Annotated in this window: 23 protein-coding genes; 11 read left to right on the top strand and 12 right to left on the bottom strand. The window is 68.4% G+C overall.

Going from position 1 to position 25,869, the window contains the following annotated elements:
* Window positions 1-31 precede the first annotated feature (31 nt).
* Both rpsD and SI859A1_RS20800 read right to left on the bottom strand, forming a co-directional pair.
* Window positions 32-649, bottom strand: coding sequence for a 30S ribosomal protein S4 (gene rpsD, locus SI859A1_RS06475; RefSeq protein WP_009209026.1), 618 nt, complete (start codon window positions 647-649; stop codon window positions 32-34).
* A 216-nt stretch (window positions 650-865) separates the two neighbouring features.
* Complete coding sequence (locus SI859A1_RS20800) at window positions 866-1,024, bottom strand: YqaE/Pmp3 family membrane protein (protein WP_040325465.1); 159 nt, start codon at window positions 1,022-1,024, stop codon at window positions 866-868.
* Between the two features lie 162 nt (window positions 1,025-1,186).
* On the opposite strand from SI859A1_RS20800, the gene SI859A1_RS06465 reads away from it, so the two are divergent.
* Window positions 1,187-1,741 (top strand): DUF2799 domain-containing protein, encoded by a 555-nt coding sequence (locus SI859A1_RS06465; protein ID WP_050767461.1) that lies wholly within the window; start codon window positions 1,187-1,189, stop codon window positions 1,739-1,741.
* On the opposite strand, the gene murI is transcribed toward SI859A1_RS06465, so the two are convergent.
* From murI to SI859A1_RS06450, 3 genes are all read right to left on the bottom strand, one after another.
* Window positions 1,738-2,544, bottom strand: a complete 807-nt coding sequence (gene murI / locus SI859A1_RS06460; protein WP_009209025.1) for a glutamate racemase — start codon at window positions 2,542-2,544, stop codon at window positions 1,738-1,740. The two genes, SI859A1_RS06465 and murI, sit on opposite strands and share 4 nt — an antisense overlap.
* Window positions 2,541-3,404, bottom strand: a complete 864-nt coding sequence (locus tag SI859A1_RS06455; RefSeq protein WP_276324889.1) for an RNA methyltransferase — start codon at window positions 3,402-3,404, stop codon at window positions 2,541-2,543. The genes murI and SI859A1_RS06455 overlap by 4 nt, the downstream gene beginning before the upstream one ends.
* A gap of 99 nt (window positions 3,405-3,503) precedes the next feature.
* On the bottom strand, window positions 3,504-4,985 hold the full coding sequence (locus tag SI859A1_RS06450; protein ID WP_040325463.1) for a carboxylesterase/lipase family protein: 1,482 nt from the start codon (window positions 4,983-4,985) through the stop codon (window positions 3,504-3,506).
* Window positions 4,986-5,170: 185 nt separating this feature from the next.
* Here SI859A1_RS06450 and SI859A1_RS06445 point away from each other — a divergent pair, with 185 nt between their 5' ends.
* A complete protein-coding gene (locus SI859A1_RS06445) occupies window positions 5,171-6,382 on the top strand; it encodes an NADP-dependent isocitrate dehydrogenase (RefSeq protein WP_009209022.1) in 1,212 nt (403 codons plus the stop codon).
* Between the two features lie 235 nt (window positions 6,383-6,617).
* On the opposite strand, the gene alaS is transcribed toward SI859A1_RS06445, so the two are convergent.
* Together alaS and recA are read right to left on the bottom strand one after the other, a co-directional pair.
* A complete protein-coding gene (gene alaS, locus SI859A1_RS06440; protein ID WP_009209021.1) occupies window positions 6,618-9,290 on the bottom strand; it encodes an alanine--tRNA ligase in 2,673 nt (890 codons plus the stop codon).
* A gap of 177 nt (window positions 9,291-9,467) precedes the next feature.
* Window positions 9,468-10,541, bottom strand: a complete 1,074-nt coding sequence (gene recA, locus SI859A1_RS06435) for a recombinase RecA (protein WP_009209020.1) — start codon at window positions 10,539-10,541, stop codon at window positions 9,468-9,470.
* Window positions 10,542-10,720: 179 nt separating this feature from the next.
* On the opposite strand from recA, the gene SI859A1_RS06430 reads away from it, so the two are divergent.
* Window positions 10,721-11,671 (top strand): PfkB family carbohydrate kinase, encoded by a 951-nt coding sequence (locus tag SI859A1_RS06430; protein ID WP_009209019.1) that lies wholly within the window; start codon window positions 10,721-10,723, stop codon window positions 11,669-11,671.
* A complete protein-coding gene (locus SI859A1_RS06425; RefSeq protein ID WP_040325461.1) occupies window positions 11,668-12,582 on the top strand; it encodes a pseudouridine-5'-phosphate glycosidase in 915 nt (304 codons plus the stop codon). The genes SI859A1_RS06430 and SI859A1_RS06425 overlap by 4 nt, the downstream gene beginning before the upstream one ends.
* 21 nt (window positions 12,583-12,603) lie before the next feature.
* On the opposite strand, the gene cckA is transcribed toward SI859A1_RS06425, so the two are convergent.
* Window positions 12,604-15,141, bottom strand: a complete 2,538-nt coding sequence (gene cckA / locus SI859A1_RS06420) for a cell cycle histidine kinase CckA (protein WP_009209017.1) — start codon at window positions 15,139-15,141, stop codon at window positions 12,604-12,606.
* Between the two features lie 251 nt (window positions 15,142-15,392).
* Between cckA and SI859A1_RS06415 the strand changes: the two genes are divergently transcribed.
* On the top strand, window positions 15,393-17,264 hold the full coding sequence (locus SI859A1_RS06415; protein ID WP_040325460.1) for a flagellar biosynthetic protein FliO: 1,872 nt from the start codon (window positions 15,393-15,395) through the stop codon (window positions 17,262-17,264).
* A 174-nt stretch (window positions 17,265-17,438) separates the two neighbouring features.
* Here the strand turns inward: SI859A1_RS06415 and dksA are convergent, their stop codons facing one another.
* Window positions 17,439-17,855 carry an RNA polymerase-binding protein DksA gene (gene dksA, locus SI859A1_RS06410; RefSeq protein ID WP_024348614.1) on the bottom strand — a complete coding sequence of 139 codons (417 nt, stop codon included), beginning with the start codon at window positions 17,853-17,855 and terminating at the stop codon, window positions 17,439-17,441.
* A gap of 296 nt (window positions 17,856-18,151) precedes the next feature.
* Here dksA and SI859A1_RS06405 point away from each other — a divergent pair, with 296 nt between their 5' ends.
* From SI859A1_RS06405 to SI859A1_RS06390, 4 genes are all read left to right on the top strand, one after another.
* Window positions 18,152-18,676 carry a SixA phosphatase family protein gene (locus SI859A1_RS06405; protein WP_009209014.1) on the top strand — a complete coding sequence of 175 codons (525 nt, stop codon included), beginning with the start codon at window positions 18,152-18,154 and terminating at the stop codon, window positions 18,674-18,676.
* A 101-nt stretch (window positions 18,677-18,777) separates the two neighbouring features.
* The gene (locus SI859A1_RS06400; protein ID WP_009209013.1) at window positions 18,778-20,223 is read left to right on the top strand and encodes a YcjX family GTP-binding protein; all 1,446 of its coding nucleotides are present in this window, start codon (window positions 18,778-18,780) and stop codon (window positions 20,221-20,223) included.
* Window positions 20,220-21,341 (top strand): YcjF family protein, encoded by a 1,122-nt coding sequence (locus SI859A1_RS06395; RefSeq protein ID WP_050767459.1) that lies wholly within the window; start codon window positions 20,220-20,222, stop codon window positions 21,339-21,341. The genes SI859A1_RS06400 and SI859A1_RS06395 overlap by 4 nt, the downstream gene beginning before the upstream one ends.
* A gap of 86 nt (window positions 21,342-21,427) precedes the next feature.
* Entirely contained in the window at window positions 21,428-21,961 is a 534-nt protein-coding gene (locus SI859A1_RS06390) for a hypothetical protein (RefSeq protein WP_024348618.1), read from the top strand.
* 22 nt (window positions 21,962-21,983) lie between these two features.
* Here the strand turns inward: SI859A1_RS06390 and SI859A1_RS06385 are convergent, their stop codons facing one another.
* The 3 genes from SI859A1_RS06385 to folP form a co-directional block, all read right to left on the bottom strand.
* Window positions 21,984-22,235: a hypothetical protein gene (locus SI859A1_RS06385; protein ID WP_040325458.1), complete on the bottom strand. Its 252-nt coding sequence runs from the start codon at window positions 22,233-22,235 to the stop codon at window positions 21,984-21,986.
* 126 nt (window positions 22,236-22,361) lie between these two features.
* Entirely contained in the window at window positions 22,362-22,880 is a 519-nt protein-coding gene (folK, locus tag SI859A1_RS06380; protein WP_009209009.1) for a 2-amino-4-hydroxy-6-hydroxymethyldihydropteridine diphosphokinase, read from the bottom strand.
* Complete coding sequence (gene folP, locus SI859A1_RS06375) at window positions 22,877-23,737, bottom strand: dihydropteroate synthase (RefSeq protein WP_009209008.1); 861 nt, start codon at window positions 23,735-23,737, stop codon at window positions 22,877-22,879. The genes folK and folP overlap by 4 nt, the downstream gene beginning before the upstream one ends.
* Window positions 23,738-23,948: 211 nt before the next feature.
* Between folP and SI859A1_RS06370 the strand changes: the two genes are divergently transcribed.
* On the top strand, window positions 23,949-24,692 hold the full coding sequence (locus SI859A1_RS06370; RefSeq protein WP_009209007.1) for a phosphatase PAP2 family protein: 744 nt from the start codon (window positions 23,949-23,951) through the stop codon (window positions 24,690-24,692).
* Between the two features lie 256 nt (window positions 24,693-24,948).
* Window positions 24,949-25,866 (top strand): ABC transporter permease subunit, encoded by a 918-nt coding sequence (locus SI859A1_RS06365; protein ID WP_009209006.1) that lies wholly within the window; start codon window positions 24,949-24,951, stop codon window positions 25,864-25,866.
* Window positions 25,867-25,869: the final 3 nt, after the last annotated feature.

Here is a 25,869-nt window from a genome sequence, read left to right as displayed (position 1 = left end):
GCCTTTCGCAGAACTCGCATGCACCGAGAAATCAGCGCGAATAGAACTCGACCACGAGGTTCGGTTCCATCTGCACCGGGTACGGCACGTCGTGCAGGCCCGGAACGCGCTGGTAGGTCGCGACCATCTTCTGGTGATCGACCTCGATGTATTCCGGCACGTCGCGCTCGGCGAGCTGAACCGACTCGAGGATGATCGTCAGCTGCTTGGACTTCTGACGAACCTCGATCACATCGCCCGGCTTGCAGACGTAGGACTGGATGTTCGTGCGCACGCCGTTGACGTTGACATGGCCGTGATTGACGAACTGACGGGCCGCGAAGATCGTCGGCACGAATTTCGCACGATACACGACGGCGTCGAGGCGGCTCTCGAGCAGACCGATCAGGTTCTCCGAGGTGTCGCCCTTACGGCGCGCGGCCTCTTCGTAGATTTTGCGGAACTGCTTCTCGGAGACGTCGCCGTAATAGCCCTTGAGCTTCTGCTTGGCGCGCAGCTGCACGCCGAAGTCGGAAACCTTGCCCTTGCGGCGCTGGCCATGCTGGCCCGGGCCGTACTGGCGCCGGTTCACCGGGGACTTGGGACGGCCCCAGATGTTCTCGCCCATGCGGCGATCGATTTTGTACTTCGCTGATGCGCGCTTGCTCATCGCATTTCCTTCAACAAAACGAGGCCCCGCGGACAATCCGAGGACCTTTTCGAGGAAACGCGCCCTCCTCTGCCCACTGTTGCGGACTGACAGGACGACATTGGCACGAGGCGAGCCGTCCACGGGACACGTCAAAAACCGGCTGGAACGGGTCCAACCGGCTGGGCTGTTCCATACGGGGGCGGCCGGAAACTGTCAACCGGGCCGCCCGCCGGATCAGTATTTGGCGATCACCCAGATCGCATGGATGATGCCGGGAATGTAGCCGAACAGCGTCAGGACGATGTTGATCCAGAAGTGCTTGCCGAAGCCGACCTGCATGAACACGCCGACCGGCGGCAGGATGATCGCGAGAATGATGCGGATGATGTCCATGGGTCTGGTCCTCTTGTACGGGTGTCGGTGACTGCAACGCCGCTTGTCCCGCCTCGTTCCCCGCAGTCCGTTTTGATCGGATAGCGCAGCTTGATCTTTGCGCCCGGCGATGCCACCCGTTGCCACCTGCCGATACGGAAGGGGGCCGGGATGGGGCGACGGATGAGGGTCTTGCCGCTGGTGCTGGGCGCGGGGGTGCTGCTGAGCGCCTGCGCCACATTGTCGAAAGAGGAGTGCGTCACCAGCGACTGGCGCACCCTCGGCGAATCGGACGGGGCCAATGGCCGGCCGGTCAATTTCGTCGCGCAGCACCAGGCCGCCTGCAGCGAGCACGGGATCGAACCCGACCTGTCCGCCTGGCGCAGCGGCTGGGACGCCGGCATTTCCAGCTTCTGCACGCCGGAGAACGGCGCCAGGATCGGGGCGCGGGGCGGCAGCTACCAGAGTTCCTGCCCGCTCGACCTCAAGGCCGGCTTCGAGGAACCCTACCGCGCCCACAAGCGCGTCTATGATGCCGATCGGCGGGTCGACGATTTGCGAGGGCGCATCGACCGCCTGCGCGACGAGATCGACACGCTGGACGACGAGAAGGCGGAGCGCGGCAAGCGGCGCGAGCTGCGGCGGCTGCGCGACGATCTGTGGGACGCCGAGGACGATCTGCGCCGGGTTGAAGAGGATCTGCTGCTGGCACGCTTCGCCGAGCGGGCGGCGGGCTAGCGGGCGCCGTCGGCCACTTCGAGACCGAAGCCCCGCACCAGCCGGCGCATCTGGTAGCCGGGTGCGCCGCCGGTGAAATGGGCGCTGTCGAAGCCTTCGGGCAGTTCGCCCGAGCCCGGCTTGCACAGCGAGCGCGCCCGCCGGGCGATCGCCTCGGCCGGGTCGAGCCAGTCCACCGGCCATGGCGCCAGACGGCGGAAATGGTTGGCGATCAACGGATAATGGGTGCAGGCGAGAACGACGATGTCGGTCCGCTGGCCGCCGGCCTCGACGAAGCACGGGGCGATCTCCGCCGCCATTGCGTCGTCGAGCTCCTGGTCGCCGCTCGCCTCGCTGTCGAGGAGCGAGCGTTCGGCCAGCCGGGCCAGTTCCGGCGATCCCACCAGCCGCACCTCGCAATGGGTGGCAAAGGCCTCCACGAGATCGCGCGTATAGACGCGGCGCACCGTGCCGGGCGTTGCCAGCACGCTGACGAGGCCCGACCGGGTGCGCTCGGTGGCCGGCTTGATGGCCGGCACCGTGCCGACGAAGGGAATGGCGAAACGGGCGCGCAATTGCGGCAGCACCAGCGTCGAGGCGGTGTTGCAGGCGATGACCGCAAGGCTGGGTTCGTAGGTGTCGATGAGCTCGGCGAAGAGGTCGAGAATGCGCGCCACCAGCGGCTCCTCCTCCCAGTCGCCATAGGGAAAGCCCGCATCGTCGGCCACATAGATGAAGCGCCGGTCGGGCATCGCCGTCCGCAATTCGCGCAGCACGGTCAGCCCGCCAATGCCCGAATCGAAAACGAGGATCGGGGCGTTCACAGGGCCGGCTTTCCGCTCACGTCCGGTGCCGTATTGGCCCCCTCCGGTGCGTCGCTGGCGTGGCCGCCCTCGGCCTTGTCCGCCGGCGCGAGGCCGCCCTTGGCGATGACATAGTCGAAGGAGCGGATGACGCCGCGCATGGTGCGCACCTCCGGCTCGGAGAAGCCGGCCTTGGTGAGCATGGTGCGCAGCTTCTGGGCCAGCGCCTCGCGCTTGTGCTCGGGATAGAAATAGCCGTTGCGGTCGAGCGAGGTCTCCAGATGCTCCAGCAGCCGGTGCAGGTCCTCCTTGCGCGCCGGCGGCACCTCGGGCGCCGAGAAGCGCGGCTTGGTGACATCCGCCGAGCCCGCCATGCGCCAGGCATAGCTCACCAGGAGCACGGCCTGGGCGATGTTCAGCGAGGCGAAATCCGGATCGACCGGAAACGTCACGATCTCGTCGGCAAGGCCCACTTCCTCGTTGGACAGGCCGAAGCGCTCGCGGCCGAACAGAATACCGGCCGACTGGCCGGCGCCGATCCGCGCCCGCAGATTGGCGGCGGCCGTCTCGGGCTCGCGCACGGGCTTGAAGCTGTCGCGGGCCCGCGCCGTCGTCGCATAGACGAAGGTGAGATCGGCCACCGCCGCCTCGACGCTGTCATAGAGCCGGGCGGCCTCGATCACATGGTCGGCGCGCGAGGCAGCCGCCACCGCCCGCTCGTTCGGCCAGCCGTCGCGCGGGCTGACGAGGCGCAGGTCGGACAGGCCGAAATTGGCCATCGCCCGCGCCACCATGCCGATATTCTCGCCGAGCTGAGGCTCCACGAGCACGATGGCGGGCCCGGCCTCGGGCGTCTTGTTGGGCGACTGGTTCTCGGGCACGCTGGCGACATCCTCTGTTCGGCTCGCTGATACCGCGCCACGCCCGCCACGCCAAGCGGGGCGCAAGAGCATCCCCAGCCGCGCAGCTGCGCTGGTTCCTCACGGCGTTGCGCCGTCGACACCCTCCCAGGCGATGCGGCGCAACGGATCGGGATCGGCCTCAACGCGATCCCGCCGCCCGGACAGGACCAGCGTCTCGCGGGTTTCGGTCCGGTAGGCCGGCCAGTCGTCGCCGGGCGGCCTGCCATTGACGAAGGCCATCCAGCGATCGCGCATCCGTGTCGCCAGCTGCTGGCGCGCCGGATCGGGCAGGACGCCGAGATAGACGCTGCGGAACGGCTTCAGGAAATCCTCGAACAGCAGCGGCAGATCGACCGAATGGGTGGCCCCGAGCCGCGACAGGAGCCCCTTCGCCTCCCAGTCCAGCCGGTACATGTAGGTGGGCGCACGCTGCGACTGGCTGTCGGCCATGTGGATCGCCGCCATGCGGAAGAGGAGATCCGTGCCGAAGGCGATGCGCCCGGCCCGGCCGGCGGGATAGAGCGCGGCGATCCTCTCGGCCGCCGCCTCCCCCGCCGTCTCGGCCACCCACCGGGTCAGGGACGGCTTGTCGCTGTCGATCTTGAAGATCGGTAATTCACTGAAGAATGAGAACTCGTCGCGATTGGTGCCGATCAGGAGCGGCACGGGCTTCACGGCGCGGTAGAGCGCGGGCAGCGGGCCGTCCGGCAGTTCGCCGCAGTCGAAATGCGGCCGCGAGGGAATGCCGGGAAATTCCGCCGTGACCTTGCGCGCGGCAAGGCCGAAGGCCCGCGGCGCCAGCCGGAACAGGCGCTCGCGATCGGCCTCTGCCCCGAGAACCGCCAGCGTGCGCGCGCCGATCTCCATCGCCTGCTGCCGCGGATAGAACAGGTTGAGCCCGCCCGACTGCATGATCGCCCGCGAGAACAGCCCATGCGATCCCGGCGCCGCCATGTGGAAGGCGACGGAGGCCGCCCCGGCGGATTCGCCGGCGATCGTCACCCGTCCCGGGTCGCCGCCGAAGGCCGCGATGTTGTCGCGCACCCAGGCGAGCGCCAGCCGCTGGTCGAGCAGCCCCGCATTGGCGGCAAAGCGCGCGTCGCCGGGAAACAGTTCGGCAAAGCCGTTGAAGCCGAAGACGCCCAGCCGGTAGTTCAGCGTCACCACCACGGCGTCGCCGCGCCGGGCGAGATCGGCGCCCGGATATTGCGAGCCCGAGCCGATGATGAAGCCGCCACCATGGATGAAGACGAGGACCGGCCGCGACCCGCGCGTGTCCGGCGTCCAGACATGCAGGTTGAGGCAGTCCTCGCTGAAGGTCCGCTTCAGCCCGGCAAAGGTCGCGAAGGGTTCGGCCAAGGCGCGGCGCTGGGGCGCTGCCGGCCCGTAGGCATCGGCGTCGAAGGTCCCCCGGAACGGCGCGGCGGGCCTTGGTGCGGCAAAGCGCAGGCTTCCCACCGGCGGCGCGGCATAGGGAATGCCGAGAAAGCTGGCGATGCCGCCGATGCGGTTGCCCCGCACCCGGCCGCAGGGCGCCTCCGCCACCACCGATGCTGACATGCGCAAACTCCTGTGCGGTTGGTGGCGGGCCGCACCGGCCCACCGGCGGCGAGCGGCGCCGCCCATGCTTTGCGTCCACCGATGCGGGTGTTATAGGGCGCCGTGAGTTTCGGGCGTGGCACCGCGTCCTGCATCCATGCGGCCGCTCAGGGCCGCGTTTTCATTGCTTCAGGGGGAAGACAGAGATGGCGAAGATCAAGGTCGACAATCCGGTCGTGGAACTCGATGGCGACGAGATGACCCGGATCATCTGGCAGTTCATCAAGGACAAGCTGATCCATCCCTATCTCGACATCGACCTTGAATATTACGACCTCGGCATGGAAAACCGCGACGCCACCGACGACCAGGTGACGGTGGATGCCGCCAACGCCATCAAGAAGCACGGCGTCGGCGTCAAATGTGCGACGATCACCCCGGACGAGGACCGTGTCGCCGAATTCGGCCTAAAGAAGATGTGGCGGTCGCCCAACGGCACGATCCGCAACATCCTCGGCGGCGTCATCTTCCGCGAGCCGATCATCGCCAAGAACGTGCCGCGCCTGGTGCCCGGCTGGACCAAGCCGGTGATCGTCGGCCGCCATGCCTATGGCGACCAGTACCGCGCCACCGACTTCAAGTTCCCGGGCAAGGGCAAGCTGTCGATCAAGTTCGTCGGCGAAGACGGCGAGACTATCGAGCACGAGGTGTTCGACGCCCCGGCCGCCGGCATCGCCATGGCCATGTACAATCTCGACGAGTCGATCCGCGACTTCGCCCGCGCCTCGCTGAACTACGGCCTGCAGCGCGGCTACCCGGTCTATCTGTCGACCAAGAACACCATCCTCAAGGTCTATGACGGCCGCTTCAAGGACATCTTCCAGGAGGTGTACGAGGCCGAGTTCGAGGACAAGTTCAAGGCCGCCAAGATCACCTACGAGCACCGCCTGATCGACGACATGGTGGCCTCCAACCTGAAATGGTCGGGCGGCTACGTCTGGGCGTGCAAGAACTACGACGGCGACGTGCAGTCCGACACGGTGGCGCAGGGCTTCGGCTCGCTCGGCCTGATGACCTCGGTGCTGATGACGCCGGACGGCAAGACCGTGGAAGCGGAAGCCGCCCACGGCACCGTCACCCGCCACTACCGCCAGCACGAGCGCGGCGAGCAGACCTCGACCAACTCGATCGCCTCGATCTTCGCCTGGACCCGTGGCCTCGCCCACCGTGCCAAGCTCGACGGCAACACGGCCCTGGCCGACTTCGCCGCGACGCTGGAAAAGGTCTGCGTGTCGACCGTGGAGAGCGGCCACATGACCAAGGACCTGGCGCTGCTGATCGGCCCGGACCAGCCGTGGCTGTCGACCACCGGCTTCCTCGACAAGGTCGACGAGAACCTGCAGAAGGCCATGGCCTGATCGCCAGCCCGACAGCTGAATGACGAAACGCCCGGCGTCACCGCCGGGCGTTTTCGTATGGGAGAGGATACGGCGGCACGTCCGCCGGGCGCAGAGTCAGCCGGGCGCGCTGGCACGAACGCGGAACCGCTCACGGTCCCCAGACAGACGCAGACCAGCGCTGGCCGACTGGCCGGAACGCAAAAGGGGCGCCCGCGGCGCCCCTTGATCCTTCCAAAACCGTGTGCGGTCGGCCTCAGCCCGCCGCGGCCTCGATCGCCGCTTCGACGGCGGCAACCGCCGCATCGGCCTTGTCGGCGTCGGGACCGCCGGCCTGCGCCATGTCGGGCCGGCCACCGCCGCCCTTGCCGCCGATCGCGACGCTCGCATCACGCACCAGCGCCACCGCATCGAAACGGTCGGTCAGGTCCGCCGTGACGCCGACGACGACGCTGGCCTTGCCGGCATCGACGCTGACAAAGGCGACGACGCCCGAGCCCAGCTGCGTCTTGGCCTCGTCCACCAAGCCCTTCAGATCCTTGCCGGCAACGCCGTTGAGCACACGGCCGAGGAAGCCGACCCCGGCCACGACCTTCGATGCCGAGCCGCCCTCGCCGCTCGCCCCGTCGCCGGCCAGCGCCAACCGCTTGCGGGCTTCCGCCAGTTCGCGTTCGAGCCGGCGCCGCTCTTCGACCACCGCTTCCAGACGCGCCGGCGCATCGGCCGGCGAGACCTTGAGGATTGACGCCATCTGCCGGACGCGCGCGTCCTGCGCGAGGAGATGATCCCGCGCCGCCTGGCCGGTCAGCGCCTCGACGCGGCGCACACCGGCGCCGACCGCGCTCTCGCCGAGGATATGGACGAGGCCGATGTCGCCGGTGGCGTTTACATGAGTGCCGCCGCACAGTTCGATGGAGAAGGTCTTGCCAGCCTTCTCGCCTTCCTCGCCCGTGCCCATGGATACGACCCGGACCTCGTCGCCGTATTTCTCGCCGAACAGCGCCATGGCGCCCGACGCGATGGCGTCGTCCACCGCCATCAGCCGCGTCTCGACCGGGGCGTTCTGCAGGACGATGCCGTTGGCAAGCCGCTCGACCTCGGCGAGTTCGCCGGGCTCGATCGGCTTGGGATGCGAAAAGTCGAAGCGCAGCCGCTCCGGCGCGACCATCGAGCCCTTCTGGGCGACGTGGCTGCCGAGGATCTCGCGCAGGCCCTCATGCAGGAGATGCGTCGCCGAATGGTTGGCGCGGATCTTGGTGCGCCGGCCATGATCGACGATCAGGTCCAGCGGCATGCCCGCCTTGACGGTGCCCGACTTCACCTTGCCGCGATGGACGAACAGCCCCTCGGCGAATTTCTGCGTGTCGGCGATGACGATCTCGACGCCGTCGCCGCGCATGATGCCGGTGTCGCCGAGCTGGCCGCCCGATTCGCCGTAGAACGGCGTCTGGTTGAGGACGATGGCCACCTCGTCGCCGGCGCCCGCTGCCGGCACCTCGGTGCCGTTGCGCACCACCGCCATGACCGAGCCCTCGGCCCGCTCGGTGTCGTAGCCGAGGAACTCCGTCGCGCCGACGCGTTCGCGGATCGGGAACCAGACCGTCTCGGACGCCGCCTCGCCGGACCCTGTCCAGCTCTTGCGCGCCTCGGCCTTCTGCCGCTCCATGGCGGTGTTGAAGGCGTCGAGATCGACCTCGATGCCGCGCTGGCGCAGCGCATCCTGGGTCAGATCCAGCGGAAAGCCGTAGGTGTCGTAGAGCTTGAAGGCGGTCTCGCCGGACAGCTTGGCACCCGCATCCATGCCCTCGGTCGCGTCGGTCAGCAGCGACAGGCCGCGGTCGAGCGTCTGCAGGAAGCGCCGCTCCTCCAGCTTCAGCGTCTCGGAGATCAGCGCCTCGGCCCGCACCAGCTCGGGATAGGCGCGGCCCATCTCGGCGACCAGCGTCGGCAGCATCTTGTAGAGCACCGGCTCGCGTGCGCCGAGCATCTTGGCGTGGCGCATGGCCCGCCGCATGATCCGCCGCAGGACATAGCCGCGGCCCTCGTTCGACGGCAGCACGCCGTCGGCGATGAGGAAGGCGGTCGAGCGCAGGTGGTCTGCGATGACCCGGTGGCTGGCGACGCTGTCGCCCTCGGCGCGCGAACCGATGGTCGCCTCGACACTGGCGATCAGCGCCTTGAACAGGTCGATGTCGTAATTGTCGTGGACGCCCTGCAGGATCGCCGCGATGCGCTCCAGCCCCATGCCGGTGTCGATCGACGGGCGCGGCAGCTCGACGCGATTGTCGGCGCTGAGCTGCTCGAACTGCATGAAGACGAGATTCCAGATCTCGATGAAGCGGTCGCCATCCTCGTCCGGGCTGCCCGGAGGACCGCCAGGGATGCCCTCGCCATGGTCGAAGAAGATCTCCGAGCACGGGCCGCACGGGCCGGTCTCGCCCATCGCCCAGAAATTGTCGGAGGTCGAGATGCGGATGATGCGGTCGTCGGACAGGCCGGCGATCTTGCGCCACAAAGCAGCCGCTTCCTCGTCCTCGGAATACACCGTGACCAGCAGCCGGTCGGCCGGCAGCGCGAATTCCTTGGTGATCAGGTTCCAGGCGAGCTCGATCGCCCGGTCCTTGAAATAGTCGCCGAAGGAGAAATTCCCCAGCATCTCGAAAAAGGTGTGGTGCCGGGCGGTGTAGCCGACATTGTCGAGATCGTTGTGCTTGCCGCCGGCGCGCACGCATTTCTGCGAGGTCGCGGCACGCTGGTAGGGCCGCGTCTCGACGCCGGTGAAGACGTTCTTGAACTGTACCATGCCCGCATTGGTGAACATCAATGTCGGGTCGTTGCGCGGCACGAGCGGCGACGAGGCCACCCGCTCGTGATCGTTCTTCGCGAAATAGTCGAGGAACGCGGACCGGATTTCGTTGACGCCACTCATGAATGCGACCTTCGGAATACCTGCGGGGAAGAGCCCGTCGCCGCGGCGCGCACGCCGTCAGCCTCGAGCAAAGGCGCGTTGTACAGAGGCCCGCTCCGCCTGTCCATCAGACCACCCAACGCGAAACGGCCCGCCCGGAAGGGCAGGCCGTCGCGCATGTCTTGCTGCCGTTGCCGATCAGGCGTCGGAATCGTCGCCCGGGCCGGTGTCGTCCAGAAGCTGCTCGGCGAGAAGACCGGCATTCTGGCGGATCAGCGTCTCGATCTCGTCGGCGACGGCCGGATTGTCGCGCAGGAACGACTTGGCGTTCTCGCGTCCCTGCCCCAGCCGCTGGCTGTTGTAGGAGAACCATGCGCCCGACTTTTCGACGATGCCGGACTTCACGCCCAGATCGACCAGTTCGCCGGTCTTGGAGACGCCCTCGCCATACATGATGTCGAACTCGACCTGCTTGAACGGCGGCGCCAGCTTGTTCTTGACCACCTTGACCTTGGTCTGGTTGCCGGTGACCTCGTCGCGGTCCTTGATCGCCCCGATGCGGCGGATGTCGAGGCGGACCGAGGCGTAGAACTTCAGCGCGTTGCCGCCCGTCGTCGTCTCGGGCGAGCCGAACATGACGCCGATCTTCATGCGGATCTGGTTGATGAAGATGACCATGCACTTGGAGCGCGAGATCGAACCGGTGAGCTTGCGCAGTGCCTGGCTCATCAGCCGGGCCTGCATGCCGGGCAGCGAATCGCCCATCTCGCCCTCGATCTCGGCGCGCGGCGTCAGCGCGGCGACCGAATCGACCACCAGCACGTCGATCGCGCCCGAGCGCACCAGCGTGTCGGTGATCTCCAGCGCCTGCTCGCCGGTGTCCGGCTGCGAGATCAGGAGGTTCTCCAGATCGACGCCCAGCTTGCGGGCATAGACCGGATCGAGCGCGTGCTCGGCGTCCACGAAGGCGCAGACGCCGCCCTTCTTCTGGGCTTCGGCGATGGTGTGCAGCGCCAACGTCGTCTTGCCCGAGCTTTCCGGACCATAGACTTCGACGACGCGGCCCTTCGGCAGGCCGCCGATGCCGAGCGCGATGTCGAGGCCCAGCGAGCCGGTGGAAACGGTCTCGATCTCGACGATCTTTTCGTTCTCGCCGAGCCGCATGATAGAGCCCTTGCCGAAGGCTCTCTCGATCTGCGACAGCGCGGCGTCGAGCGCCTTGTTCTTGTCCAACGAATTATCCTCGACAAGCCTGAGTGAATTCTGTGCCATGAGAGACGAGACCTTATTCCACGCGTTGGACGGGGGTGCAATGACGAGCCGCACCATCACCATGTACTCTTTTTGTTCCCGTTCCGCAAGTCTCCGATCCCGGTTTGTTCCGTTTTCGCGCGCTGCCGCGAATCGCTTTCCGGCGACGAGTTTCTGAAGTTTTGATGAAGAGCCCGCCCATGCCGACCGCCCCCCTGATCTATGTCGCCGGTGCGGCCCATATCGACCGGCGCGCGATCTCGGACGCGCCCTTCATCCCGCATGCCTCCAATCCCGGGCGGCTGGTGGATTGTCCCGGCGGCGCAGCCTTCAACGCGGTTCAGGCCATGGTCCAGGCCGGAGCGACGATAAGCCTGCACAGCGCCCGCGGCGGCGATCCGGACGGGCGCCGCGTCACCGACGCGATCCGCGCCCTCGGCGTCACCGACCTGTCGGTCACCTGGCTCGACCGCATGACCCCCACCTACACCGCCGTTCTCGACGACAAGGGCGAACTCGTCGCCGGCATCGCCGACATGGCGCTCTACGACCTCCTGGTGCCGCGGCTGTTCACCAAGAGCGCCGTGCGCGCGGCGATCGGCAAGGCCGACGGCGTTCTCGTCGACGCCAATCTGCCGTCCGGCGCGATCGCGACGATCACCCGGGAGGCGGCGGGCAAACCGGTCGGCGCCATCGGCGTCTCGCCCGCCAAGATCGGCCGCCTGCAGGAATCGCTCGCCAACATCTCGGCGCTGTTCCTCTCCTACGCAGAGGCCGCCAGCCTCGTCGAGGCGACCACGGGCACCAGCCCGCAACTCATCGCCGAACTGCTTGGAGAACTCGGCGTCCACCGTGCCGTGGTGACCGATGGGCCGCGCGAGGTGATGATCATCGACGGCGAAACCGTCCTCCTGCAGCAGCCGCCGACCGTCGTTCCGAAGGACATCACCGGCGCCGGCGACAATCTGGCCGGCACCGCCTTCGCCGCGCTGTGCGCCGGCACGCCCTGGCTCGACACCGTGCGTGCCGGCATCGTCGCCGCCTCGTTGCGGATTTCGTCCGATCCGTTATCCCCGGACGCATTGTCGCGGAGGATCGCCGAGGGTGTCGCCGCGCTGCATGCCCCCCGCGCACCGGAGCCTGCGTCTTGACCACTGCCCTGCCCTATACGGCTTCCGCCGACGTTGCCGCCGCGCTTGCTTCGCAGGCGCCGATCGTCGCGCTGGAATCGACCATCATCACCCATGGCATGCCCTATCCGCGCAATCTCGCCATGGCCGAGCGGGTCGAGGCGATCGTCCGCGAGGAAGGCGCCGTCCCGGCGACGGTCGCCGTCCTCGACGGCCGCCTGCGGATCGGCCTCGAACCCGCCGAACTCACGGCCCTTGCGACCGCGAAAGACGTTCTGAAGGTGTCGCGCGCCGATCTCGCCTATGCGCTGGCCACCGGCCGCACCGGCGCGACCACGGTCGCCGCCACGATGATCGCCAGTGCGCTGGCCGGCATCGGCGTCTTCGCCACGGGCGGCATTGGCGGCGTCCATCGCGGCGCCGAGACGAGCTTCGACATCTCCGCCGATCTCGAAGAACTGGCGCGCACGCCGGTGATCGTCGTCTGCGCCGGGGCGAAAGCGATTCTCGATCTGCAGAAGACGCTGGAAGTGCTGGAAACCAAAGGCGTTCCGGTGGTCGGCTACGGCACCGACGATCTGCCGGCCTTCTGGTCGCGGAGCTCCGGCCTGCCGGTGCCGCTGCGCCTCGACAGTGCTGCGGAAATCGCCGGCTTCCAGGCCGCCCGCGACAGTCTCGGCATCGATGGCGGCATGCTGGTGACCAATCCGCTCGACGAAGCGTCGGCGATCGATCGCGACGAGGTCGATGGCTGGATCGCCCAGGCGCTTGCCGATGCCGAGGCGGAGGGGATCACCGGGAAGGCCGTGACGCCCTTCCTCCTCGCCCGCATCTTCACCCTCAGCGGCGGACGCTCGCTGGAGGCCAATATCGCGCTGGTCGAGGCGAATGCCCGGCTCGCGGCCCGCATCGCGGTCGCCCGGCAGGGCTGAGCCGCCGGGGCGGCTGCAAGCCTATTCGTCGAGCATGTTCTTGACCGCCACGGCCAGCTCGCGCAGCGAGAACGGCTTGGCGAGGAAGCCGAACTTCTCGCCCTCGGGCAGGTTCTTGGCAAAGGCGTCCTCGGCATAGCCGGAGACGAAGATGAACTTCAGCTCCGGCCGCGTCTTGCGCATTTCGCGCAGGAGCGTCGGGCCGTCCATCTCGGGCATCACCACGTCGGAGACGACGAGCTCGATCTTGCCATCGAGTTCTTCCATCACCTCCAGCGCCTCGATGCCGGACGCCGCCTCGTGGACGTCGTAGCCACGCATCTTCAAGGCGCGCACATTGCCGGCCCGCACATGGTCCTCGTCCTCGACGAGCAGGATCGAGGCGGTGCCCGACAGATCGACCTTGGCGTTGACCGGCGCGGCCACCGCATCGCTCTTGGTCGCCGTCACCTGCGCCGGGATATGGCGCGGCAGGAAGATGCGGAAGGTCGTGCCCTCGCCGGGCTTGGTGTCGACGAAGATGAAACCGCCCGACTGCTTGACGATGCCGTAGACCATGGAGAGGCCAAGGCCTGTGCCCTTGCCGATGTCCTTGGTGGTGAAGAACGGCTCAAAGATGCGCTCGGCGACCTCGACCGGCATGCCCGTGCCGGTGTCGGAGATCTCGGCGAGCACATAGTCGCCCTCGGTCATCTCGGCGTAGCCGAAGGCCGCGGCCTCCGCCGCCTCGACGTTGCGGGTCGAGATGGTGATGGTGCCGCCGTCCGGCATCGCGTCGCGGGCGTTCTGCACCAGGTTGGTGATCACCTGCTCGAACTGGCCGATATCGGCCATGACCGGCCACAGGTCGCGCGCATGGTGGCGCTCCAGCTTGGCATGGTCGCCGCTGACCCGCTTCAAGAGGAGATGCATGTCCGCGACCACGTCGGTCAGGTTCAGCATCTTCGGCCGCATGGTCTGGCGGCGCGAATAGGCCAGCAGCTGGCGCACCAGCGAGGCGGCGCGGTTGGCGCTCTGCTTGATCAGCAACAGGTCCTGGAACGAGGGATCGCCGGTGCGGTGGTTGAGCAGCAGGAAGTCGACCGAGGCGGTGATGATCGTCAGCACGTTGTTGAAGTCATGGGCGATGCCGCCGGCCAGATTGCCGATGGCCTGCATCTTCTGGCTCTTGGCGAACTGCTCCTCGAGGGCCCGCTGCTCGGTGATGTCGACGCCGTAGAGGATGACGACCTCCTCGGTGTCCGCTCCCGAATTCGGGATCGGGCTGACATAGAACCGCACGGCGCGGGTCCGCTCGCCCTCGATCTCGGCGTCGATCGGCGGCACGCCCGCCTGCCCTTCCATGGCCGAGCCGAGCGCCTGCTGGAAGCCGTCGCGACCAGCCGCCAGAATGCTCGATTCGATCGCCGCGGTGCCGTTCGCCGACTCGTTGCCGAAGATCTGCCGGAACACCGCATTCGAGCGCACCGCGCGGCCCTGCCGGTCGAGGACGGCGATCGCCATGGGCGAGGAATTGAAGAAGCGGGTGAAGCGGGCCTCGGCGACCTCGACGGGGCTGGCGGCATGATTGTCGCCGCTGCGGTTGAGAACCAGCGTGCGCACCGTGCCCGGCGCGGCCACGTCGTCGGCAACCGGCTTGCGCAGGAGCCGCACCGGCAGGCTGCGCCCCGACTTGGTGATCAGGTCGAGGTCGATGGCGGTGGTGTCCAGCGCATTGGCGCCGTCCTGCGGCAGGGCCAGGAGCGGATGCGACGCCTCGGGCACGAATTCCAGGATCGAGCGGCTGAACGGCCGGAACTCGACCAGATCGACGCCAAGCCAGTCGGCCAGCGTGGCGTTGAGATAGGCGATCTTCAGATTGCCGTCGGTGGCGAAGAAGCCGGCCGGCGCGCGGTCGAGATAGTCGATGGCGTGCTGCAGGTCCTGGAACGAACTCTCCTGGTGCTTGCGCTCGGAGGTGATGTCGAGGATCTGCCAGGCGTGCAGCGTGCCGTTGGAGGTGTTCAGCGGGCGCACCGAGGCGCGGTACCAGTGCGGCGTCGGGTCGGTGCTGTCATAGAGGCTGCGCGGCAGGCGGAACTCGCGCTGCCCGGTGCGGTTTTCGCGGGCCAGATTGGCCAGGTGGTAGATCGCCTCGGACGCTTCGGTCTCGCGCGCCAAAAGCCGCTCCAGCGTCTTCACGCCGGCGGCGCTGGTGGCGCCGGTGATCTCGCCATAGGCCTTGTTGGCGTAGATGATCCGGCCCTTGCGATCGAGGATCAGCATGCCGGTGCGGGCGGTGTCGAGAAAATCCTTGGCGATGGAGGCTTCGGCGATCCGGCCGGTGAACTGCACGAAGCCCAGTGCTGTCGCGAAGATCGCCGCAAGACCGGCCATGGCGAGGCCACCGAAGATCACCAGCAGCGCGATGCCGCCATAGGCGTTGCCCAGAAGCGCCAGCAGCGCCGCCAGCACCATCAGCGAGCCGCCCAGCATCAGAAGGCGCCTGACGCCCGAGGCTGCCGTGGCCCTGTCGATCAGCGGCCGGTCTGCAGACCCCGTCGTCGCCCCTCCATCCATCGTGATTCGCTCCTTGTCCGCGCCGCCATGACTATGAATCAAAAGCAGATTCGACGCGAGAGTGCCCCAGGGTGCTTTTATTCGGCCTGCGGCCGCGGAAAATCCCTGCTACGCCTTCGCGCGCGCCGTCCAACGCTTTATGAACGTCCAAGCTGGCGTTGCCCTTGCCCATAGGGTTCATCCCGCGGAAGGTTGCCCCACATGTGAAATCGGGCGTGCTCCTCCGCCCAGAGTAGAAGGAAGCCCGCCCCATGCCGCAGTGGATCGTCGATCTCGTCGGGGAAGGCCTCGCGCCGATCGTCTGGGTGGCCATCGTCGCCGTCATCGTCTGTGGTCTCGCGATGGCGATGATCGTTCTCGCCAAGAAGGCCTTCGGCGGACGGATCGGCACCCAGTTCAAGGGCCGCGCGCCACGTCTGGCGGTGATGGACGTCACCCGCATCGACGAGAAGCGCAAGCTGGTGCTGGTGCGCCGCGACGAGATCGAGCACCTGATCCTCATCGGCGGCCAGAACGACGTGCTGCTGGAGGGCAACATCCTGCGGGTGCCGGCCGCCGCGCGTCCGCATGGCGACTGGAACACCTCGCGGTCCGACGAGATCGAGGAGGAGCGCTTCGCCAGGAACCATCGCCACGAGCCGGAGCTGCCCGCCGTCGCCGAACGGGCCCGGGCGCCCGAGCCGCGAATCGACGCCCCGGCCCCGCGTGAGACGAAGCCGACGCCGCCCGAGCGCGCCGGTGGCCCCTCCGCCGAAGCTCCGTCCGCCGGGGCGACCGACCGTCGCTCGCCCCCGCCGGTCGCAACGCCGTCGCCGCTGGCCGCCGCCGGTCTGGCCACAGCTGCAACGGGTGCCGCCGCAAATGGTCCCGCCGCGTCCGTTCCGGTCGACAGCCCGTCGCCGGATGCCAGGCGTCCCACAGCCGCCGCCATGCCGGAACCGGTGGCGCCGCCGGCTCCGCCCAGGGCACCCGTTGCAGCGCGCCCGGTGACCCAGCCGCGCTCCATGGCGACGCCGACGGCCACGCGTGCGCCCGACAGCGGCCCTGCGACCGCGCAACAGGACACGGCCGCCGGCCCGGCGCCGGCCAGCCGCGTCGAGCCGCGCTTTGCCGCGGCCAGAAGCCAGTCGGAGCCATCGACGGCCGATTCCGAGACCGCTCGCACGCAATTGCGCGCCCAGATGAACCGCTCGCAGTCGCCGGAATTCTCGCGGGTTCAGGACGCGACCGCGCCGGCGATCGCCGTCGAGCCCGCCGATGCCCCTGTGGCCGCCCGCCAGCCCCTGTCGGTCCGCAGCTTCGCGAGCGCCATCCAGCAGCGCAAGGCGCCGGCCGAAATGCCGCCGCCGGCAACGCCTGCCACGCCTGCGCCGACGCCGCGGCCGGCTGCGGCGGCTCCCGCTCCGGCGGCCTCGGCTTCTGCCGCCCCGGCTTCGGCCCTAGGCCGTGGCGCTGCGACCGCCGCCACCGCGTCTGCTGCCTCCGCGGCCACATCATCAGCGCCGCCGGCCCCCGAGCCGGACGCGCCGAAGCCGGAGGCGACTCCGGCCGCAAAACCGGAGGCGCCGGCTGCCCCCGCATCTGCGCCCGCCAAGGCCCCTGCCATCGAGGCCGAACGCACCGACCCGAGCCTAGAGGATTTCCTGTCGGCCGAACTCGACACCGATTTCGGTGATGATGACGGCGACGAGGAAGTCGCTCCGCCGCGCGACGATGCCCCGGCTCCCGAGGTCGATGTACCCGTGACGGGCCGACCGGAGCGCGCACCCGAATCCCGCGACGTGCCGAAGGTCGACGCCACCTCGCCTTCCCTGGGCGCATCGGCCTGGCCGCAGGCGCCGACCCCGGTCGTCGCCAGGTCCGAGGATGCGAAGCCGTCACCGGCCCCGGCCCCGTCGATCGACGCGCCCAGCCGCGAGCCGGCGGCTTCCCCGCGCCCGATGCCGGAACCGGTGCAGGTGGAACCGGAGACGCGCGCCGACCGCGAGACCCCGGACGATTTGGCGCCGGATGCGCCCGCGGGCGATCAGGCCCCCGGGCGGCGGCTGACGCTGGAAGAGGAGATGGAGCGTCTGCTGGGCGACTTCAGCTTCGACGCCAAGGGAGAGCGCAAACCCAATTGATGCCGGAATGCCCGCTTGGCGCCGATCACGCGCAGGCGGGCATTCCGCCACCCTGAAGGGTGGACGGCCGGCATGCTGAAATTGTCGGGATTGGAACGCCGAACCGGAACGATGCGGCCTGGAACGGGAAGCTAAACGTTCGAAGGGCGGCCCCGTCAGGGGACGACCGGTCGGCTATTCGTCGCGATAGACCTTCTCGCGGCGCTCGTGCCGCTCCTGCGCTTCCAGCGACATGGTGGCGATCGGGCGGGCATCGAGCCGTTTCAGGCTGATCGGCTCGCCGGTCTCCTCGCAATAACCGTAGGTGCCGTCCTCGATGCGCTCCAGCGCCGAGTCGATCTTGGCGATCAGCTTGCGCTGGCGATCGCGGGCCCGCAGTTCGATGGCGCGGTCGGTCTCGGAGGAGGCGCGGTCGGCGGCATCGGCCTGATTGCTGTTGTCGCTGGCCAGCCCCAGAAGGGTCTCGCGCGATTCCCGCAGGATCTCCGCTTTCCACGCCAACAGCTTCTTACGGAAGTAGTCCTTTTGACGGTCGTTCATGAACTGCCCGTCTTCGGACAAGGTCGCATCGATATTGAGTAACTGGCTCATCACGCACCTCCGTTTCCGTAATTCGGGCTTATAGCGACGCTTGTCTCCGGGAACAAGTTAACTCCGGCATCCTACATCCAGAATATGAAGACGTTTCTAAGAGACGGATTTCGCAAGGATTTCCGAGCGCTCTATCCCGCGTCTGGATGACGTGGCGATGACGCCGCGGCGATGAATGCCGTCCCGCGCCGAACCGGCCGCCGGTTCCGCTCCGAACCGCGCCCCCGGCCGACATGCCGACACGGCGGCGGGCCCGCCGATTGCCCGGACCGCATTTATCGGCATAGTCCCTCGCCATGTCCTCCGCCCCGACGTCCCGCCTCTACATTCTCCGCCATGCCCATGCGGGCTGGGCCCGTCCGGGCGAAAGCGACCATGATCGCAGGCTGGACGCCCGCGGCCGCACCGAATGCGAGCGGCTGGTCGCCTTCCTGCGCCGCGAGGCGTTCGTTTTCGACACCATCCTCTGCTCGACGGCGGCGCGCACCCGCGAGACCCTCGAACTGATTCGACCGGCCCTGCCGTCCGGCCTTGCCGAAGCGAAGCTGTCCTCGCTCTATGGCGGCGAGATCGCGGCCTATTACGAGGCGGTGCGCGGACAGGCCGATGCGGCCTCGCTTCTCGTCATCGGGCACAATCCGATGATCGAGGAATTCACCCTGTCGCTCGCCGGCAGCGGCGATCGCGCGGCGCTCGCCACGGCGAGCCAGGGCTTCCCCACCGGTGGTCTGGCAATCGTGGAGTTCGAGGGTCCCCTGTCCCGGATCGCGCCCGGCGCCGGCCGGTTGTGTCGCCTGTTCGATCCCGACGAGGCCGGCTGAGCGGCAGGCCGCGGGCCGGCGCGCCTTTCGAGGCGACCCCGGCGGACCTATATCGCCCCTGACGACCGACCCGGAGCCCAGAGAGGACCCCCGCCCCGCCCATGACCTCCCTTGCCGACGAAGCCCGGTTGGTCTTCGATACGTTCACCGACCGCACCACCGGCCTGTTCCACCCCACGCTGCGGCTGGGGGTCACCGGCCTGTCGCGCGCCGGCAAGACGGTCTTCATCACCGCGCTCGTCCACAATCTCCTGCATGGCGGGCGGTTGCCGCTGTTCGAGGCGCAGGCGGGCGGACGCATCCTGCGCTCCTTCCTCGAGGAGCAGCCGGACGATGCGGTGCCGCGCTTCCAGTACGAGGAGCACATCCGCACCATCCTCGAAGACCGGCTCTGGCCGAACTCGACGCGGGCGATCTCCGAGCTGCGCCTGACCATCGAGTATGAATCGGGCTCCGGCTGGGGCCGGATGTTCTCCGGCGGCCGGCTGTCCATCGACATCGTCGACTATCCCGGCGAATGGCTGCTCGACCTGCCGCTCCTGGAAAAGGACTTCGCGATCTTCTCGGCCGAATCGCTGGAGCGCGCGCGCCTGCCCTCGCGCCGCCATCTCGCGCGGGAGTATCTCGACCTCGTCGACAGCGTCGACCTGGAGGCGCCGGCCGACGAGACGACGGCCGTGGCGCTCAGCCGCGCCTTTGCCGCCTATCTGCAATCCTGCCGCACCGACAGCGCCGCCCTTTCGACGCTGCCGCCGGGGCGTTTCCTGATGCCCGGCGACCTCGAAGGCTCGCCGGCCCTCACCTTCGCGCCGCTGCCGGTCGAGCCCGGCCGGACCTATCCCAAGGGCTCGCTCGCAGCCCATCTCGCGCGCCGCTACGAGGCCTACAAGACCGTCGTCGTCAAACCCTTCTTCCGCGATCATTTCGCCCGGCTCGACCGGCAGATCCTGCTGGTCGACGTGATGCAGGCGATCAATGCCGGCCCCGAGGCCGTCCGTGATCTCGAAACCGCCCTCGCCGACATTCTCGGCTGCTTCCGGCCGGGTCGTTCCACATGGCTCGGTTCCTTCCTGACGCGGCGGATCGACCGCATCCTGGTCGCCGCCACCAAGGCCGACCACCTTCACCGCGACAGCCACCGGCGGCTGGAGGGCATCGTGCGCCGGCTGCTCGACGACGCCATCGCCCGGGCGAAGTTCTCCGGCGCCCGCACCGACGTCCTCGCCCTTGCCGCCGTGCGCGCCACCCGCGAGGCCAGCGTCCAGGATGGCGGCGAGACCCTGCCGGTCATCGTCGGCACGCCGGCCGAGGGCGAGACCATCGGCGAGGAAACCTTCGACGGCCGCACCGAAACGGCGATCTTCCCCGGCGACCTGCCCGCCGACCCGGCCCGGCTGTTCGTCGACGGGGCCGAACCCGACCCGATGCGTTTCGTGCGGTTCAAGCCGCCGCGGCTGGAGCGCGATGCGGCGGGGCTGACCCTGTCGCTGCCGCATATCCGCCTCGACCGCGCCCTGCAGTTCCTCGTGGGAGACCGGCTGTCATGACGAGCGACGACACGCAGGACGGCCGCCGGCCGCGCCGCCGGCCCGGCGCCTTCCGCCTCGACGAGGCCGGGATGCAGCCCGAGCGCTTACCGGAGGCCGAAACCGTAACGCCCAGCCGCACGCCGCGGGCCATCGAGAACGTCGCGAAGATCCGCCTCGACCCCGAAGACGCCATTGAGCGCGAGGCGATCGCGGTTCTGGACGACGAGCCGGCGGCGAGGCGCAAGCGGCGCTTTTCCTTCGGCAAGCTGTTCCTCGCCGCGCTCGGCCTGCTGGTCTCGCTTGGCATCGGCCTGGCCGTCGATGCCCTCGTCCGCGACCTCTTCGCCCGCTGGGAATGGCTGGGCTGGGGGGCCGTGGCGCTCGCCGGGCTCCTCGTCGTCGGCGCGCTGGGCGTCGCCCTGCGGGAAGTGATCGGCCTGATGCGGCTGGCCGCCGTCGACCGCGAACGCCAGGCCGGCCGCGCCGCCTATGAAGCCAACTCGACCGAGGACGCCCGCAACGTGGTGCGCGGCCTCTCCACCCTCCTCTCCGGCCGGCCGGAGACCGCCAAGGGCCGCGCGAAGATGGCGGAACTGAAGGACGAGGTGATCGACGGGGCCGATCTGGTGGCCCTGGCCGAGCGCGAACTGCTCGGGCCGCTTGACATGAAGGCGCGCGCGCTCGTCCTCGCCTCCTCCAAGCGTGTATCCGTGGTCACAGCCGTCAGCCCCAAGGCGCTGGTCGACGTCGCCTATGTCCTGTTCGAGACGGTCAAGCTGATCCGCCGCATGTCGGAGCTCTATGGCGCCCGGCCCGGCACGCTCGGCCTGATCCGCCTGACCCGCGACGTGGTCGGTCATCTCGCCGTCACCGGCACGATCGGCATCGGCGACGGGCTCGCCCAGCAATTGCTCGGCCATGGCGTCGCCGCCAAACTCTCCGCCCGCCTCGGCGAGGGTGTCGTCAACGGCCTGCTCACCGCCCGCGTCGGCCTCGCCGCCATGGACCTCTGCCGGCCGCTGCCGTTCCTCCGGCTGCGCCGGCCGTCGATCTCCGATGTCCTCGGCGACCTGACCGTCATCGGTGCGGCCCGAACGCCACAGGCGGGATCGACCGAGCCACGGACGCCCGGTTGAGCGTTCCGTCGCAAGGCTGTGTTAACCCTTACGGATCATAAAGGGGGCTAGGAAACAGCCACTTGCGCCGTCAGGAAGGTCCGCTCATGTCCCGCATGCTGAACGCCGGTCTCGCTCTCGCCATCGCGGCCGGTTCGGCCATCGCGACGCCTGCTCTCGCCGATCCCGACAAGGCGTTCTTCCGCCAGGTCGTCGGCCAGTGGTCCGGCCCGGGCGAAATCGTCGCCGGCAAGTACAAGGGCACCAAGTTCGTCTGCGACTTCGCCGGCTCCGAGCATCCCAAGGCCACCGGCGTGGCGCTGGACGGCTCCTGCCGCGTCGGCCTGTTCTCGCAGCCCATGCACGCCGAAGTCCTGCGTTCGGGCACCAGCTATCGCGGCGCCTTCCAGGACGGCGCCAAGGGCAAGGGCCTCGACATCGTCTCCGGCAATGTCGATCGTGACCGCATCATCGTCGGCCTCGACCGCAAGCAGCTCAAGGGCGCCATGGTCGCCCGCCTCGCCGACGCCGAGACGCTGGCGATCACCGTCTCGGTCACTGTCGCCTCCGAACTCGTGCCGGTCATCGGCATGAATCTGAAGCGGACCGGCGCCACCCGCCAGAGCGCGCTGACCGACTAAAGCCCAGCGCACGACGCCGGCATCAGCTGCGCGCACGCAGCCATGCCAGGGCGCCCGGCGCCATTCCCTTGAATTTCGGCGCGTCGTCCAGCGGCGCGACGAGGAGCCAGGCATCGTCCACGAGCTGCCATTTCAGCCGATGGTAGAGCTTCGAGCGCGTCAGCGCGCTGTCGATGAGATAGATGCCGTCGCCCAGCCTGAAGCCGTCTCCGTGGAGATCGATGTCGGTGCCTTGCCACCGCTCGTCGCAGAGGAAGAGATAGAGCTGGGTCATGCCGGTCGGTCTCGCCTTCGCCTGACATCCACTCGGACCTGCCCGGCCCGTCCCGTCGATTGACCGCCCGGCCCCGGAACACCCCACCGTGCCAGCGCCCACTTCCGCTGCCCGACGCCGCCGCTCTCAGGTGTCGGCGCGCTCCTCCCGCCACCATTCGCCGTCGGCGCTGGCCGGCTTGATCCCCTCAGGGTCGATCGCCGCGATCCAGTCGGCCACCGTCCGGCCGCCGAAGGCGAGGTCCGGCGCGATGTCGGCGAGCGGCACCAGCACGAAGGCGCGCTCGGTCACCCGGGGGTGCGGCAATGTCAGCGCGTCGTCCTCATAGGGGCTTGCCGCATAATCCAGAACGTCGAGATCGAGCGTGCGGGGCCCCCAGCGCTCGCGCCGCTCGCGGCCGAAGACCCTCTCCGTCGCCAGGCACAGTTCCAGGAGATCGCGCGGCGCCAGATCGGTCACGACCGCCGCGCAGGCGTTGACGAAATCCGGCTGGTCGGTCTTACCCCAGGGCGGCGTGCGGTAGAGCCGCGAGACTTTGACCACCGCCGTGTCGTCGCGCCCGTCGAGCCGGCGCAGCGCCGCCGCCATCTTCGCAACCGGATCGCCGATATTGCCGCCGAGCCCGAGATATGCCCGTGCGCTCACCAGCGTTCGCCCCGCATGGCGCGGAACATGGCGTCGGTCACCCGCAGCGCGTCGCGATTGGCCGCCACGTTGTGGACGCGGAAGATGTCGGCGCCGCGTTCGCGCATCAGGGCGCTGGTCGCGGCCGTGGCGATGTCCGGCTCGGGATCCTCGCGCCCGACTGCGCCGCGCACGAAGCGCTTGCGCGACGTGCCGACCAGCAGCGGATGTCCCAGCGCCTGCAATTCGTCGAGCCGGGTCAGGAGCATCAGGTTCTGCGGTCCGTCCTTGGCAAATCCGAAGCCCGGATCGACCACGATCGCCTCGGCCGGCACCCCGGCCCCGCGCGCGATATCCAGCGACCGGTTGAGGAACAGATACTGGTCGGCGATCATGTCCTCGAGCGTCTCGCGCTCGCGGCCATTGTGCATCAGGCAGAGCCCGGCGCCGGTCTCGGCCGCGACCGTGGCGATGCCCGGGTCCTTCTGCGCGCCCCAGATGTCGTTGACGATATGGGCCCCCGCCTCGACCGCCATGCGAGCCGTCTGTGAGCGATAGGTATCGACCGAGATCACGCAGTCGGAGCACGCCGCCAGCGCTTCGATCACCGGCATGATCCGCCGCTGCTCCTCGGCGGCGTCCACCGGGGTCGCGCCGGGCCGGGTCGATTCGCCGCCGATGTCGACGATCGTCGCGCCAGCTTCGACCATCCGCAGCGATTCCGCCACCGCAGCGTCGACGCTGGCATAGCGGCCACCGTCGGAAAAGCTGTCGGGCGTCGCGTTCAGGATGCCCATGATGCAGGCCGGACCGTTGAGGTCGATACTGCGGCCATGGCCGACGCGCCAGGTTCCGCCGCGCGGTTCGGTCAGCTTCATCGCGTGTCACCTTGCCAGCATTGCATCAGGGTCTGGTAGCGCGCGGCCCGGCCGGGTGCAATCGCGTCGCCGGACAAGCGCGCCGCGTCGTGCTGCCGGCGCGCGAAAACGCCGCGACCGGGCCCTTTCTGCCGGCCTCCCACTGGCCCCGGGGGCCTTGCGCGCTAGCCTGTGACGTTCAGCCCCCTACCACTGCCCCCGAAAGTCGCCGATGCATTTCCACACCATCCATCATTGGGTCCGCCAGCGGATCGAGATCACGACGCTCGTGGCCGCACTGGTCGCAGCAGCCGCGATCTGGGGGTTCGTCTCGCTCGCCGGCGAGGTGGTGGAAGGCGACACCAAGGGGCTCGACACCGAGATCCTGCTCTGGTTCCGCAGCGCGACCGATGCGCAGGATCCGCTCGGCCCCGGCTGGATGGAAGAGTTCGGCCGCGACATGACTGCGCTCGGCGGTACCGGTGTCCTGGTCATGCTGACGCTGTTTGCCGGCGGTTTCCTGTGGATGCAGGGCAAGCGCCGCTCGATGGTCATGATCTTCGCCGCGGTCGGCGGCGGCTTCGCCATGAGCCAGCTTCTCAAGTTCGGCTTCGACCGGCCGCGTCCCGACCTCGTGCCGCACGGCTCCATTGTCTACACGGCCAGCTTTCCGAGCGGTCACTCGATGATGTCGGCCGTCACCTATCTGACGCTGGCGATCCTCGTCGCCCGCGTTCAGGAGCGCCGCCGGGTCCGCATCTACCTCATCACCATCGCCTGTTTCCTCACGGTGCTGGTCGGCGTCAGTCGCGTCTATCTCGGCGTGCACTGGCCGACCGACGTTCTCGCCGGCTGGACCGCGGGCGCCGCCTGGGCGGTCGGCTGGTGGATGCTGGCCCGCTGGCTGGAGGAACGCGGCGCGGTCGAGCCGGAAGCCCAGACGATCGACGCCCCAGGCGATTCCGCCACGACCTGAGGCTGACTGCGACCGCTCCTATGGCCGCCCGACCGGGCGGCCATAGGCGATCTCTATGCGCCTTTCGTCGCGCTTGCATGCCCGTAAGTCCTGATTCGCCAAGGCGTTAACACCATCGCGCCGCGAAATTGACGCAATCGGCTTGCGGAGCCGCCATTGCTATGGAAATGATCATGCCTTCGGACGCGGCGTTCCTGACACTTTCGCGCGCGCCAAACAGATCGGCATCCCAGAAGCACCGGAAAACGGGCGGGCAATGGAATATTTTCTTCAGCAATTGATCAACGGTATCACGCTCGGCTCGATCTACGGGCTGATCGCCATCGGATACACGATGGTGTACGGCATCATCGGCATGATCAATTTCGCCCATGGCGAGATTTTCATGATCGGATCGTTCGTCTCGCTTACGGTCTTCTTGGCGCTCGCCGCCCTCGGCATCACGTTCCTGCCGCTGGTGCTGCTGATCATGGTGCTGGTCGCCATGCTCTGCACCTCGCTCTGGGGCTGGACGGTCGAGCGGGTCGCCTACCGGCCGCTGCGCGGCTCCTTCCGGCTCGCCCCGCTGATCACCGCCATCGGCATGTCGATCTTCCTGCAGAACTTCGTGCAGGTCACCCAGGGTGCCCGCGTCAAGCCGCTGCCGCCGCAGATCCAGGGCGGCATCACGCTGATGGATTCGCCCTCCGGCATCGTCGTGCAGCTCAGCTACATGCAGATGATCATCATCGGCATGACCATCGTCCTGATGGCCGGCTTCTCGCTGCTGATCTCGCGCACCTCGCTCGGCCGCCAGCAGCGCGCCTGCGAGCAGGACCGCAAGATGGCCTCCCTGCTCGGCGTCAATGTCGACCGCACGATCTCGCTGACCTTCGTGCTCGGCGCCTCGCTCGCCGCGGTCGCCGGCATGATGTACCTGCTCTATTACGGCGTCATCGACTTCTACATCGGCTTCATCGCCGGGGTGAAGGCGTTCACCGCGGCGGTTCTGGGCGGCATCGGGTCGCTGCCGGGCGCCATGCTGGGCGGCCTCGCCATCGGCCTGATCGAGACCTTCTGGTCCGGCTATTTCTCGGTCGAGTACAAGGACGTCGCCGCCTTCTCCATCCTGGCGATCGTTCTGATCTTCATGCCCTCCGGCCTGCTCGGCCGGCCTGAAGTCGAGAAGGTCTGATCG

The organism is Aurantimonas manganoxydans SI85-9A1 (assembly GCF_000153465.1).
GTDB classification, from domain to species: domain Bacteria; phylum Pseudomonadota; class Alphaproteobacteria; order Rhizobiales; family Rhizobiaceae; genus Aurantimonas; species Aurantimonas manganoxydans.
This window is presented reverse-complemented; position numbering and strand designations above follow the sequence as displayed.